Origin of the sequence: Alteromonas sp. M12 (assembly GCF_037478005.1) — a bacterium.
In the GTDB taxonomy this organism is placed as follows: Bacteria; Pseudomonadota; Gammaproteobacteria; order Enterobacterales; family Alteromonadaceae; genus Aliiglaciecola; species Aliiglaciecola lipolytica_A.
On record NZ_CP144164.1, the window covers coordinates 962601 to 977147 of the forward strand.

Consider the following 14547-nt stretch of genomic DNA (forward strand, 5'->3'; position numbering starts at 1 on the left):
TAGACGTTATGCAAACCCCTGATTTAAAAAACATGCAGGTTGTTGTGGTTGGTTTAGGACTGACCGGCAAGTCTTGCGTGAAATTTTTACAGGAGCACGGGGCGAACGTAATCGGCATGGATCGTAATCCTGTTGAAATGCCAGTTGGGGTAAAAACACTCAGCGGTGATTTCAGTCAAGAGGTCTTACTCAATGCCGATTTGGTCGTATTGAGTCCAGGGGTTAATCCAAATGGTAGTGTCTTCCAAAACGTGCAAAAAGCGGGCGTGGAGGTGATAGGTGATGTGGAATTATTCGCTCGCTTTAATACTACTCCAGTCATTGCTATTACCGGTTCTAATGGAAAATCGACAGTAACTTGTTTGGTTAATGAAATGCTTAACTGTGCGGGTATGAAAGCGCAAATGGGCGGAAATATAGGCACTCCGGTGTTGGACTTACTCAATACTGATGCCGATTATTTAGTACTCGAATTGTCCAGTTTTCAGCTTGAATTATTGCAATCATTAACCCCAGTTTGCGCAACCATTTTGAATGTGAGTGAAGATCACATTGATCGTCATCAAACATTTTTGGCTTATACCGACGCCAAACAGCGTGTTTATCGCAACGCTGAATATACTATCGCCAACCGTGATGATGTTAAAACTTGGCCAAAAAATTATGTGACCAAAACCAGTTTCGGCTTGAGCCTCTCTCCTGTAGGAATTAGCTGGGACGCGACAACGGAAATGATTTTAGTCGATGGTGAAGGGTTTATTTCTGCACAACAGTGCGCTTTGCAGGGGCTGCATAATATTTTAAATATTCAAGCCGCTATCGCCTGTGTTATTCCACTTGGTGTTGAACAGCCTGCAATAACTAAAGCGGTAAGCTTATTTACTGGTTTAGCACACAGATTTGAAGTGGTCAGCGAACAGCATAATGTACGTTGGATAAATGATTCAAAAGCCACCAATATTGGGGCCACTATTGCTGCTTTACAAAGCCTTAAAAATAGAGGCGCGAGTAAACTTATATTGATTGCTGGTGGCGATGGTAAAAAAGCCGATTTCACACAGCTACAACCAATGTTGCTAGATGATGTAGATTTATTAATAACCTTAGGTAAAGACGGTAGGGAAATAGCGTCGTTAAAACCGGGCAGTATTGAAGTGGCCGATTTGATGGAAGCGGTTACCTTTGCAAACGGTATCGTAGAAAGTGGGGATATCGTTTTATTGTCCCCAGCTTGTGCAAGTTTGGATATGTTTGACAACTATCAACATCGCGGTGATGTTTTCAAACAAGCTGTTTTGGAGGTCGCTCAATGACTCAAAGCAGGACAACCACTATGAGCACGCAAAGTGATTCGCTATTGCGCAGCATGTTTTCTCAACGCCATGATGGAAAGCAAGTCAGTGGCAGTGTGTTTGATGTTAACTTTATTTTGATCAGTATCGCGTTAATGGCGATTGGTTTAGTGATTGTTACCTCTGCTTCTATGCCGGTGGCTGCGCGACTATTTGATAATCCATTTCATTTTGCGATTCGTCACGGTATCTATTTGTGCTTGGCCTGTGTTGCAGCATGTATTGTGATGCAAATTCCAATGCAATGGTGGCGAGTAAGCAATCCTTGGCTTCTTTTATTAGCCGTAGTGTTGTTGATTTCGGTGCTCTTTGTTGGCCGCACAGTAAACGGCAGTCGTCGCTGGTTGGCGATAGGCCCCATCACTATTCAAGTGGCTGAGTTAGCAAAGTTATTCTTCTTCTGTTATTTGGCTGGCTACATGGTGCGCAGATACGAAGAAGTAACCGAAAATCTCAAAGGCTTTATTAAGCCGCTAGCGGTGTTTTTTGTGTTGGCTTTATTAATTCTATTGCAACCGGATTTAGGCACCGTTGTGGTGATGTTTGCCACCACTCTTGGATTATTGTTTTTAGCGGGTGCAAAACTTTGGCAGTTTTTCGGCTTGGTATTCACTGGATTATCAGCGATTACGGCCTTGATTTTGACCGCAGATTATCGAATGGAGCGAATGAGTTCGTTCTTGAAACCTTGGGATGATCCCTTTGGTGCTGGTTATCAATTAACCCAGTCATTAATGGCTTACGGAAGAGGTGACTGGTTTGGTCAAGGATTAGGAAATAGTCTTCAAAAGCTCGAATTTTTGCCGGAAGCTCATACCGATTTTATTGTGGCGATACTCGCCGAGGAGTTCGGCTTTTTGGGCGTCGCATGTGTTTTAGGCTTGTTATTTGTTTTGGTCTTCAAAGCCCTAAAATTAGGTAATTTAGCGTTGCTTGCAGAACGTCCATTTGAAGGTTATTTAGCCTATGCCATCGGCATTTGGTTTAGTTTTCAAACGGCGGTCAATGTTGGTGCTAGTGCTGGCATACTTCCTACCAAAGGTTTGACTCTACCACTGGTCAGTTACGGCGGTTCAAGCTTAATTGTAATGGCTGTCGCGGTAGCCATTTTAATTCGAATTGATTTTGAAATCCGGGTTGATGGTGTTCAAGCCATGAGCAAGGGGACAAAGAAAAAAGCCAGTAAGGGTAAGTCTAAAGTGAAAAAAATGCTTGCTGAAGCAGCCCAGAAAAATAGTGAGGCCGTGGCAGAATGAATGACATGAGCAGAACTATTTTGATTATGGCTGGCGGCACGGGAGGACATGTTTTCCCAGGCATAGCGGTGGCAAAAGAATTACAACAACGTAATTGGCAAATCCATTGGTTAGGCACAGCTGCTCGTATGGAAGCTGATATTGTTCCTAAAGCTGGTTTCGACATCAGTTTTATTGATGTGGCGGGTGTTCGCGGTAATGGAATCGTACGTTTGTTAAAAGCTCCGTTTCAAGTGATTCATTCGGTGTGGCAAGCTTTAGCTGTGATCAAACAAGTTAAACCTGATGTGGTATTGGGCATGGGTGGTTTTGCTAGCGGCCCTGGCGGTATTGCGGCGTGGATTCGTGGAGTGCCTTTGGTTGTCCATGAACAAAATGCGTTGCCAGGTTTAACCAATAAAGTATTGGCTAAGTTCGCTGCCCGCGTATTGACCGGCTTTAATCAGGCATTTGGAAAGCAGTCTGAAAACAAATATAGCTGGGTGGGTAATCCGGTGAGAAGTGATTTTGCCGACCTACCTGCTAAGCAGCTCAGTGATGATAAATGCAATATTCTTATTGTTGGTGGTTCGTTGGGCGCCAGTGCCCTTAATAGCTATGTTCCGCCCGCTTTATCTGGTATTGCCAACGCACAAGTACGTCATCAAACGGGCAAAGGACAGCAACAGATAGTTGCTGATACCTATCAAAAGTTATGGCCTGACAGCACGAATTGGCAAGTCATGGAGTTTATCGATGATATGGCTCAGGCCTATGCATGGGCAGATGTGGTCATCTGTCGAGCAGGGGCTTTAACCGTTGCTGAAGTCGCAATGGTTGGCGTGGCAGCTATATTTGTTCCTCTTCCACATGCTGTGGATGACCATCAAACAATGAATGCAAGGGCATTAGTGGATCATCATGCAGCCGTTTTATTACCTCAACCTCAATTAGAAGAAGGTGGTTTGAAAGTTATTATTCAACAACTTGTTAACGACGCACAAAGTCGAATTAATATGGGCCAAAAAGCCAAATCTTTAGCTAAACCTCTAGCCACCAAAACGGTTAGTGACATCTGTGAATCGTTGGCAGGAGTGGCGTCATGATTAAGCCTGATAAAGCTAACTACCACGTACCGGAAATGCGTCGCATTAAACAAATTCATTTTATCGGAATTGGCGGAGCGGGTATGGGCGGTATAGCCGAAGTTTTGTTAAATGAAGGTTACGCAATTTCAGGTTCGGACCAACAAAATAATGGTATGACCCAGCGTTTGCAAAGCAAAGGTGCCAAGGTCTTTATTGGTCACCGTGAAGAAAACATTAAAAATGCCAATGTGGTGGTAGTGTCCAGTGCGATTGATCATACCAATCCGGAAATTATCGCTGCTAAAGAAGCAAGAGTACCTGTTATTCGTCGAGCTGAAATGTTAGCGGAACTAATGCGCTTTAGACATGGCATTGCGGTTGCGGGAACCCATGGGAAGACCACAACTACCAGTTTACTGGCGACAATCTTTGCTCAAGCCGAATTAGATCCTACATTTGTGATAGGTGGTCTATTAAACAGTGCTGGCACAAATGCCAAATTAGGTAGCAGCCGGTATTTGATTGCTGAAGCGGATGAAAGCGACGCGTCTTTTGTGCATCTGCAGCCAATGGTATCCATAGTGACCAATATTGAACCTGATCATATGGAAACTTATGACGGTGATTTCCAGCGGATGCAAGACACCTATTTGGATTTTTTGCACAACTTACCCTTCTATGGTTTGGCGGTAATGTGTATAGATGATCCTGTAGTTCAAGCACTATTGCCACGTGTGGGACGTAAAGTAATGACCTACGGTATAGACGAGCAAGCTGATGTGCGCGCGGTCAATATTGAGATGGGCTTTAATCAAAGTCGTTTTACCGCGCAGCGCTCAGGACGTTCGGATTTGCAGGTGACCTTAAATATTGCCGGCAAACATAATATTTTAAATGCGTTATCGGCCATTGCTGTCGCCACAGATGAAGGCGTTGAAGATCAGGCTATTGTCGATGCGTTAGGTGCTTTTGAAGGAATTGGTCGTCGTTTCGAACAACTAGGTTGTTTCGACACCGGAGAAGGTGAAGTGATTTTGGTTGATGATTATGGTCATCATCCTACGGAAGTGGCTGCGACCATTGCAGTTGCTCGCAATAACTGGCCAGATAAGCGATTAGTGATGGCCTATCAGCCCCATCGATTTACTCGTACTCGTGACTTATATGAAGACTTCGTGCGGGTGCTATCACAAGTTGACTGTTTGTTATTACTCGAAGTGTATTCTGCTGGAGAAGCGGCGATTGAAGGTGCTGATAGCAAGGCTTTATGTCGCTCTATAAGACAACGTGGGCAAATCGAGCCAATTTATGTGGCGAACAAAGATGAGTTGCCCAAATTACTTTCAGAAGCGTTAAGAGATCAAGATGTTTTGATGACACAAGGAGCTGGAAATATTGGCCAGATAGCCAAATATTTGCAGTCGATTGAATTAAGCAAAGAACGAATGAATACAGGGTTTGCCGAATGACGCTTGGATTAAACATTGATGTAAAACAGTTTGGTAAAGTGGCCGTCTTATTTGGTGGTCATTCTGCCGAACGCGAAGTTTCTTTGCGTTCCGGAAATGCTGTTCTTAAAGCGCTGCAAAGTGCTGGCGTCGATGCCCATAAATTTGATCCTGCTGAACATCTGATAACAGAGCTTGTGGAACAAGGATTTAAGCGTGTGTTAATTATGCTGCACGGTCGTGGCGGCGAAGATGGCAGCATGCAAGGGGCGTTACAAGTTCTGCAATTGCCTTACACTGGCAGTGGGGTGTTAGGTTCTGCCCTAGCAATGGACAAAATTAAAACTAAACAAATTTGGCAAACATTGGGCTTACCAACCGCAAATTATCAGATTGCTGAGAAAAGTAGCTTTGATGCAGGATCTTGCAGGGTTATAATGCAAGAGTTGGGGGACACAGTCATGGTTAAGCCTGCGCAGGAAGGTTCCAGCATAGGTATGACCAAAGTGACGAATGCTGCACAATTAGACGCTGCCATTCAAGACGCATTTAAATACGATAATAGCGTCTTGCTAGAGCGCTTCATTCATGGTCCAGAATACACAGTTACTATTTTAAATGGTAAAGCTTTGCCATCAATTCGTATGTCTACCCCACATACTTTTTATGATTATGACGCAAAGTATCATTCTGATTCTACAGAATATTTTTGTCCTAGTGGGTTATCTATTGAAGATGAAAATAGGCTTGGTGAGCTAGCTCTCCAAGCCTTCGATGCTGTGTCAGGTATCGGTTGGGGACGGATTGATTTTATGCGTGACCAAAGTGGACAGTTTTATTTATTGGAGGCCAATACTGTACCAGGCATGACTGAAAAAAGTTTAGTGCCAATGGCAGCGAAACAGGCAGGAATGACCTTTGAGCAATTAGTGTTGGCAATATTGCAAACGGCGGATCAGCACTAGTGCAACAATTAGCCGACAATAGCCAGACTAATCGCCGCTATCAATTAGCTGGCATGGTCTTTTTGGCAGTTGTTTTGCTCAGTCTAGTTTATGCCATTTGGTGGTTAGACAATTGGTTGGAAGATGCGCAAAGAGCACCAATAAACCAGGTTATTGTTAGTGGAAAAAGAGTAAATATTAAAGATGAGCTGATCGAAAATACCATTCGTTCAAAACATCCTGAAAGTTTTTTCGAAGTAGATGTGGATCGACTTCATCGGGAAATTGAAGCTTTACCTTGGGTTCATCGCGCATCCGTTCGCAAGCGTTGGCCGAATAGCTTGAATATTCATGTAGTGGAAGAGATCGCCAGTGCAAGATGGAATCGCGATTCGCTATTGAATCAATACGGTGAAATGTTTGATGCGCAGTTACCAGATGCAATGTTGCCTGCTTTGTTCGGTCCCGGTGGCAGTGAGCAAACAGCATTGGATGGTTATCGTGATATGCAAACTTTACTTAACTCAGCCAGTTTGAGTATTGATGAATTATATCTAAGTGAGCGTTTTGCATGGAACTTACGTCTAAAAAATGGCATTCGACTTAACCTCGGACGCTCAGAATATGTAGATAGATTGCAACGTTTTGTCGACGTTTATCCACTGCTTAAAAAGCAAGATAAACAAGTAGATTACATTGACTTGCGCTACGACACGGGGTTAGCCGTGGGATGGAAAAGCGCATCAACAAATGAACAAGAGAGTTAGTTAAAGTGGGTAGCAAATAATATGTCTAAGGTGGCAGAAAGAAATCTAATCGTTGGCTTAGACATGGGCACAAGTAAAGTGAAAGCTGTGGTCGGAGAGATTCTTGACGACGGTGATATCAGCATTGTCGGTGTTGGCACTCATTCAGCCAAAGGTATGGATAAAGGTGGCGTCAACGACTTGAACTTGCTTGTACAGTCTGTGCAACGAGCTGTAGGCGAAATGGAGTTGATGGCTGATTGTCGCGTATCTTCTGTGTTTATGTCGATATCTGGTCGTCATGTGAAGTGTCAAAACGAAAGCGGCATGGTACCGATTAATAATCAGGAAGTGACCCAAGATGATGTTGACAACGTCGTACATGCGGCTCGTTCAGTGCCTATTGCATTAGAGCGTCGTTTGTTACATGTGCTCCCTCAGGAGTACACCATCGATGTGCAAGAAGGGATAAAAAACCCTATTGGTATGTCTGGTGTTCGAATGGAAGCCAGAGCACACATTATTACTTGCGCTGATGATATGGCGAAGAATTTAGTGAAATGTGTTGAGCGCTGTGAACTCAATGCAGATCAAATGATATTTTCAGCATTGGCCTCAAGTTACGCAGTTTTAACTGATGATGAAAAAGAATTGGGTGTTTGTGTTGTTGATATCGGTGGTGGAACCATAGACATGGTGGTGTACACCGATGGTGCTATTCGTCATACCGCGGTTATACCGGTGGCAGGAAATCAAATCACCAGTGATATCGCTAAGATATTTAGAACCCCGATCAATCATGCTGAAGAGATAAAAATTAACTATGCCTGCGCGCTGCGCGACATGGTGAGTATGGAAGAACAAATACAAGTGCCAAGTGTCGGTGGGCGTCCATCAAGAATGATGTCTAGACACACTTTGGCTGAGGTGATTGAGCCTCGTTATCAAGAATTGTTTGAATTGATCCATGAAGAGATCAAAGCCAGTGGGTTGGAAGAGCAAATTGCCGCTGGAATAGTGTTAACTGGCGGCTCGGCCAAAATGGAAGGTGCCGTTGAATTTGCTGAAGAATTGTTTCAAATGCCAGTTCGAGTTGGAGAACCCATTGGCATGAAAGGATTATCTGAATACGTTGAAGATGCGAGTTTCGCAACTGCAGTGGGATTATTGCAATATGGCAAAGAATCCATGCAATCGAAATCTGCGCAAAAAGCCGGCTCCAGTGAAGGATTATGGCATCGTGTTCAAAGTTGGTTTAAGGGGGAATTCTGAGGATGGAAATATCTCGGGATCTTAAAAAATTGAACGTGGGTGTTAACGACTCATGTTTTATCGCGCAAAAATCGGAGAAAAATAATGTTTGAATTAATGGATAGTCACAGCGAAGAAGCTGTCATCAAGGTTATCGGCGTCGGCGGCGGCGGTGGCAATGCAATTGAGCACATGGTTTCGCAAAGTATTGAAGGTGTAGAGTTTATTGCGGTAAACACTGACGCCCAAGTTTTGCGTAGTTCATCTGCTAACCTCACTTTACAAATCGGCTCAGGTGTCACTAAGGGGCTAGGAGCTGGTGCTAACCCAAATATAGGTCGCCAAGCTGCAGAGGAAGACCGTGAAAATATTCGTCAAGCCCTTGAAGGTGCTGACATGGTATTTATTACCGCTGGAATGGGCGGTGGAACAGGTACAGGTGCTGCACCAGAAGTGGCTAAAGTGGCTAAAGAATTAGGCATTTTGACAGTTGCTGTTGTGACCAAACCGTTTCCGTTTGAAGGTAAAAAACGTACAGAATTCGCTGATCAAGGTATTGAAGAGTTATCAAAATACGTTGATTCATTAATTACTATTCCTAACGAAAAGTTATTGAAAGTAATGGGGCGTGGTACGCCATTGCTTAAAGCTTTTAGCGAAGCCAATGATGTGTTACGTGGTGCGGTTCAGGGTATTGCCGAGCTAATCACGCGTCCAGGTTTGATAAACGTTGACTTTGCAGACGTGAAAACTGTGATGTCTGAAATGGGTACAGCGATGATGGGAAGTGGCTCTGCTAAAGGTGAAGACCGTGCAGAAGAAGCGTCTGAAGCGGCTATTGCTTGTCCATTGTTGGAAGATATCGATCTATCTGGTGCCCGCGGTATTTTGGTTAATATCACTGCTGGTCCTGACTTTGCGATTGATGAGTTTGAAACAGTTGGTAATGCGGTTAAAGCCTTTGCCTCTGAAAATGCAACCGTCGTTGTAGGTACCGTTATTGATATGGATATGAGTGATGAATTGCGAGTAACCGTTGTGGCTACAGGCATTGGTGCAGAACGTAAACCAGATATCTCATTGGTTAGCAGTCAAGGCTCACGGGTATCAGCGGAAGCAAAACAATTCAAATTACAGCCTGATGGCGGTGATCGAATTGGTAATACAGCCACTGATATGAATAAAGCTGTCGCAACCGAAGAAAAAACGGAAGCCAATACTGATTATGAGTATTTGGATATTCCTGCATTTTTACGCAAGCAGGCAGACTGATTTTTCGCCGATTTTGAATTTTTGGGCGAATTAGTGGTCATAGCTAGATAGATAATTACGAATTTTTGAAAGCTTAAAAACGCGAAGGGTTATACTGTGCTTGGTCATAAGGTGATAGATGTCGAATGTGAAATTGACAATATTACTGACTAGATGTGAAAGTGCGGTTTAACAAATATGACAGATTTTTGACATTAGACCAGTTGGTCAGTATAATACGCGCCGGTTTTTAGCTGATATAATGTTTTTGGGATAGGCAACAGTTAGATGATAAAGCAACGCACAATCAAACATGCTGTGCAAGAAACAGGGATAGGTCTGCACAAAGGTGAAAAGGTCTCCATGACTCTCCGGCCTGCGCCGGCGAATACTGGTATTGTATTTCGCCGCATAGATCTTGAGCCCCATGTGGATATTCCTGCCAAAGCGAATGCTGTAGGCGACACAGTGCTGTGTACCTGTTTGAGTAATGAAAACGGGGTATCAATCTATACTGTTGAGCATTTATCCTCAGCCCTGGCTGGTTTAGGCATCGATAACATTATTGTTGAAGTAGACAGTAATGAACTTCCGATTATGGACGGCAGCGCGAGTCCGTTCATTTTCTTGCTGCAATCAGCGGGTATTGAAGAGCTAAATGCACCCAAAAAGTTCATTCGTATTATTAAACACATACGTGTTGAAGACGGCGATAAGTGGGCGGAGTTTCATCCTTACGATGGCTTCAGAGTGGATTTCAAAATTGATTTTGAACACCCTGTTATTAGTCAAACTCGTCAACACATTGTGATGGATTTTGATGCATCCTCTTACGTTGATCAGGTAAGTCGAGCCAGAACTTTTGGTTTTATGCGCGACTTCGAATACATGAATGCCAATAATTTGGCCTTGGGCGGCAGCATGGAAAATGCAGTTGCTCTGGATGAATACCGAGTGTTGAATCCTGAAGGTTTACGTTATCAAGATGAGTTTTTGAAACATAAAATTCTTGATGCGGTAGGCGATTTATACCTGGGAGCTCACAGTATTGTTGGTGAGTTGAAAGCATACAAATCAGGTCATGGTCTAAATAACAAGCTACTCAATGCGATGTTAAATGACCAGACTTGCTGGGAATATGTAACGTACGAAAATCAAGATGAAGTCCCCATTCATTTTGCATCTGCAGTTTTAGCAAATTAGCTATTGAACATCAAAATGCCGCATCTGCGGCATTTTTTAGTTTAGCATCTGGCTAAAAGAACAAAACACTTCATATAAATACCTTGATAACCTAATGTTCTACAAGGTATTGTTTGGGGTTAGAAAAAAACGAAATGCAGCTTGGCGAAAAATAACGAACAAAAAGCCAATGAAACTGTATGAAAAGTAATCGGTTGGATTGTTTCCAGATACCTATTAGAGCTATTAACCTAGGGCTAACAGGTTTAGTATCCATTCCAGCTAAATAATCACGAGAATACCTTACATGAGTTTAACACTACATTATAAAGGCAAATCAACGGAGTTTTCCTATCACATAGGAAAGCGGCGATTGGTTGTCGGCTTTGTTTTGGTATGCGGGCTGGTTATGCTTTCAAGTCGCACTAATCATAAGATTGATGAGTCTCATGCTCGTATAGAGTATGCAAAAAGCGGCTTTATTGAGCAAAAACGAGACGTATCAGAGCTAAAATCAGCAACAGAACAACAATTAGCTGGCATTATGCTTAATTTGGCAGACGTGCAAAGCCAGATTCAACGTGTCAATGCGTTAGGGGCAAGGTTGGTAGAACAAGCTGGTTTAAATCAAGATGAGTTTGGCTTCCACGAGTTGAGTAGTGTTGGTGGTCCAATCACCGATTCAGTTATTACTATTCAAGGCAGTAATGAGTTGCTGGAGCGCATTGATTCGATGCTTGAAAGCTTAGATAGTAAAACTCAACAACTTGCAGCCCTTGAATCCATCATGATGAATCACCATATAGACGATCAGACTCATTTAGAAGGGCGTCCAATCACCTCAGGGTGGTTATCTTCATACTATGGTGTGCGGAAAGACCCATTTAGTGGCTTGCCGACAATGCATAAAGGTCTCGATTTTGCTGGCAAACAAGGTGACGCTGTTGTGTCTACTGGAGCTGGCCTAGTAACATGGGCGGGGGAGCGATATGGTTATGGTCAATTAGTTGAGATTGATCATGGCAATGGTCTTGTCACACGTTATGGTCACAATCAAGGCATAAGTGTTAAGATTGGGGATGTGGTCACCAAAGGCCAAGAAATAGCCCTTATGGGAAGTACCGGACGGTCAACAGGCGTTCATGTGCATTACGAAGTGATTAAAAACGGCAAGCAGCAAGATCCGTTGCCGTTTGTTTATCGAAAGTGATAAGTGATTTAACCACGTAAATTTGAAAATCGGCTCCATTGGGAGCCGATTGTTTTATCTCTCTATTAGATTGGAAGCTGTAAATCGATGTTTTCGAGTATATTCAGAAAAATTTTCGGTAGTCGTAATGACCGCCTGCTAAAAAAACTTAACAAACGTGTTGTCGAAATTAACGCCTTAGAGCCTGAGTTCGAAGCCTTGGACGATGAGCAGCTTAAAGCTAAAACGGTTGAGTTTAAGCAACGCATTCAAGATGGCGTTAGTCTAGATGACATCATGGTTGAAGCTTTTGCTGTTGTAAGAGAAGCCAGTAAACGGGTTTTCTCGATGCGTCATTTTGATGTGCAAATGGTCGGTGGCCAAGTGCTGCATGAAGGTAAAATTGCTGAGATGCGTACCGGTGAGGGTAAAACCCTTACTTCTACGTTGCCTGCTTATTTGAATGGTTTATCTGGTAAGGGCGTGCATGTTATTACCGTAAACGATTACTTGGCTAAACGTGATGCTGATTGGAGTCGTCCATTATTTGAATTCCTCGGTTTGACAGTGGGTTGTAATGTTCCTGGTATGTCTCATGCTGAGAAAAAAGAAGCCTACGCAGCGGATATTACTTACGGTACCAACAACGAATTTGGTTTCGATTATCTTCGCGACAATATGGCGTTTAGTCCCAATGACCGAGTGCAAAAGAAACTGTATTTTGCAGTAATAGATGAAGTTGATTCCATTCTGATTGATGAAGCCAGAACACCGCTTATTATATCTGGTCAGGCGGAAGACAGTTCAGAGTTATATCGCCAAATTAACTTAATTATTCCACATTTAGTGCAGCAAGCTGACGAAGATAAAGAAGGCGATGAAGCGGGCCGTGAAGGTGAAGGTGATTTCACCATCGATGAAAAAGGTAAGCAAATTCACTTAACTGAACGTGGTCAGATTCACGTTGAAGAAATACTCAAAGAAAACGGTATCTTGCCGCAGGATGAATCATTATTCGCAGCTTCAAATATTTCTTTACTGCATCACGTTAATGCTGCTTTGAGAGCCCATAAATTATTTAATAAAGACGTTGACTACATAGTCAATGGCGACGAGATAGTCATTGTTGATGAACATACCGGCCGTACTATGGAAGGACGCCGTTGGTCAGAAGGTTTGCATCAGGCTGTTGAAGCTAAAGAAGGTGTGAAAATTCAAAACGAAAACCAAACACTTGCCTCAATAACGTTCCAGAACTACTTCCGACTTTATGAAAAACTGGCAGGTATGACGGGGACAGCTGATACTGAAGCATTTGAGTTTAACCATATTTATGGTTTGGAAACTGTGGTTATTCCAACCAACAAACCTATGCTTCGTGACGATAAAGCAGACTTAATTTACCTAACTGCCGAAGAGAAATACGAAGCGATAGTTGAAGACATAAAAGAATGTGTTAAACGCGGTCAACCAACTTTGGTGGGTACAGTTTCCATTGAAAATTCAGAGTTGCTTTCGCGAGTCTTGAAAAAAGCTAAGATTCCCCATGAAGTATTGAACGCCAAACAACATTTGCGTGAAGCCGATATTGTCGCACAGGCAGGTCGTCCTGGTGCGGTGACAATAGCGACTAACATGGCTGGTCGTGGTACAGATATAGTGTTGGGTGGTAACTGGCAATCTGAAGTTGCAAAAATACATGACCCTAAACCTGAAAAAGTAGCCAAAATCAAAGCGCAGTGGGAAGAAGATCACAAGAAAGTTATTGAAGCTGGTGGACTACATATCATTGGTACTGAGCGTCACGAATCAAGACGTATTGATAATCAATTACGTGGTCGTTCTGGTCGTCAAGGTGACCCAGGTTCTTCACGTTTCTATCTATCTTTAGAAGATGCACTAATGCGTATTTTTGCTTCTGAAAAAATGGGCAATATGATGAAACGCTTAGGCATGGAACACGGTGAAGCTATTGAACACCCTTGGGTGACGCGTGCCATCGAAAATGCGCAACGTAAAGTTGAAGGACGCAACTTCGATATGCGTAAACAGCTTTTAGAATATGATGATGTAGCCAATGATCAACGTAAAGTAATTTATGAACAACGTAATGAGTTGTTAGATGAAGGTGAAATCAGTGAAACCATTCAGGCAATCAGAGAAGATGTAGTCAATAGTGTTATTGACGACTACATACCGCCTCAATCTCTTGAAGAGATGTGGGATGTTGCCGGTTTAGAAGAGCGTATTCAAGGTGACTTCTTATTGGAATTACCCATCCAGAAGTGGCTAGATGAAGACGACAAATTATTCGAAGAAAAGCTACGTGAACGTATCCATGCCGGTGTAAATGACGCCTACAAAGAAAAAGAAGAGGCGGTTGGTGCAGATGTTATGCGTCAATTTGAAAAAGCAGTCATGTTGCAAAATCTGGATAGTTCGTGGAAAGAACATTTGGCTGCGATGGATCATTTACGCCAAGGTATTCATTTACGAGGTTATGCTCAGAAAAATCCAAAACAAGAATACAAACGTGAATCTTTCCAACTGTTTTCTGAGATGCTAGAGAATCTTAAAGTCGAAGTGATCAACATTCTTAGCAAGGTACGGGTTAAAGCCGAATCTGATGTTGAAGCAGTTGAAGAGCAACGTAGGCAAGCCGATGAAGTTCAAAAGAGTTACGAACATGAATCGCCAAATGAGCCAGAGCAAAGTGCTAACGCTGGACCTACAACAACAGTGCGTGAAGGCGCTAAAGTTGGCCGTAATGATCCCTGTCCTTGTGGTTCAGGTAAAAAATACAAGCAGTGTCACGGTAAACTAAGTTAACCTTATTTGAATATATAAAAAGGGCATTTTTG

Annotated in this window: 11 protein-coding genes; all 11 read left to right on the top strand. The window is 42.9% G+C overall.

Features of this window, described 5'->3' with window-relative positions:
- Positions 1–8: 8 nt before the first annotated feature.
- The 11 genes from murD (at position 9) to secA (ending at position 14515) form a co-directional block, all read left to right on the top strand.
- The gene (gene murD, locus VUI23_RS04035) at positions 9–1313 is read left to right on the top strand and encodes a UDP-N-acetylmuramoyl-L-alanine--D-glutamate ligase (protein WP_342806944.1); all 1305 of its coding nucleotides are present in this window, start codon (positions 9–11) and stop codon (positions 1311–1313) included.
- Positions 1314–1333: 20 nt separating this feature from the next.
- Positions 1334–2608, top strand: coding sequence for a cell division protein FtsW (gene ftsW, locus VUI23_RS04040; protein WP_216046938.1), 1275 nt, complete (start codon positions 1334–1336; stop codon positions 2606–2608).
- Entirely contained in the window at positions 2605–3693 is a 1089-nt protein-coding gene (murG, locus tag VUI23_RS04045) for an undecaprenyldiphospho-muramoylpentapeptide beta-N-acetylglucosaminyltransferase (RefSeq protein WP_342806946.1), read from the top strand. Before ftsW ends, murG begins: the two co-directional genes overlap by 4 nt.
- Complete coding sequence (murC, locus tag VUI23_RS04050) at positions 3690–5144, top strand: UDP-N-acetylmuramate--L-alanine ligase (protein WP_342806948.1); 1455 nt, start codon at positions 3690–3692, stop codon at positions 5142–5144. The genes murG and murC overlap by 4 nt, the downstream gene beginning before the upstream one ends.
- Positions 5141–6088, top strand: a complete 948-nt coding sequence (locus VUI23_RS04055) for a D-alanine--D-alanine ligase (protein ID WP_216046935.1) — start codon at positions 5141–5143, stop codon at positions 6086–6088. The genes murC and VUI23_RS04055 overlap by 4 nt, the downstream gene beginning before the upstream one ends.
- On the top strand, positions 6088–6834 hold the full coding sequence (locus VUI23_RS04060; RefSeq protein WP_303500508.1) for a cell division protein FtsQ/DivIB: 747 nt from the start codon (positions 6088–6090) through the stop codon (positions 6832–6834). The genes VUI23_RS04055 and VUI23_RS04060 overlap by 1 nt, the downstream gene beginning before the upstream one ends.
- A gap of 21 nt (positions 6835–6855) precedes the next feature.
- Positions 6856–8085, top strand: a complete 1230-nt coding sequence (gene ftsA / locus VUI23_RS04065; protein WP_216046934.1) for a cell division protein FtsA — start codon at positions 6856–6858, stop codon at positions 8083–8085.
- A gap of 84 nt (positions 8086–8169) precedes the next feature.
- Positions 8170–9336, top strand: a complete 1167-nt coding sequence (gene ftsZ, locus VUI23_RS04070) for a cell division protein FtsZ (protein WP_216046933.1) — start codon at positions 8170–8172, stop codon at positions 9334–9336.
- Positions 9337–9603: 267 nt separating this feature from the next.
- Positions 9604–10518 carry a UDP-3-O-acyl-N-acetylglucosamine deacetylase gene (gene lpxC / locus VUI23_RS04075; RefSeq protein WP_216046932.1) on the top strand — a complete coding sequence of 305 codons (915 nt, stop codon included), beginning with the start codon at positions 9604–9606 and terminating at the stop codon, positions 10516–10518.
- 286 nt (positions 10519–10804) lie between these two features.
- Positions 10805–11707 carry a M23 family metallopeptidase gene (locus VUI23_RS04080; RefSeq protein WP_342806950.1) on the top strand — a complete coding sequence of 301 codons (903 nt, stop codon included), beginning with the start codon at positions 10805–10807 and terminating at the stop codon, positions 11705–11707.
- Positions 11708–11794: 87 nt separating this feature from the next.
- Positions 11795–14515 carry a preprotein translocase subunit SecA gene (gene secA / locus VUI23_RS04085; protein ID WP_216046930.1) on the top strand — a complete coding sequence of 907 codons (2721 nt, stop codon included), beginning with the start codon at positions 11795–11797 and terminating at the stop codon, positions 14513–14515.
- Positions 14516–14547 lie beyond the last annotated feature (32 nt).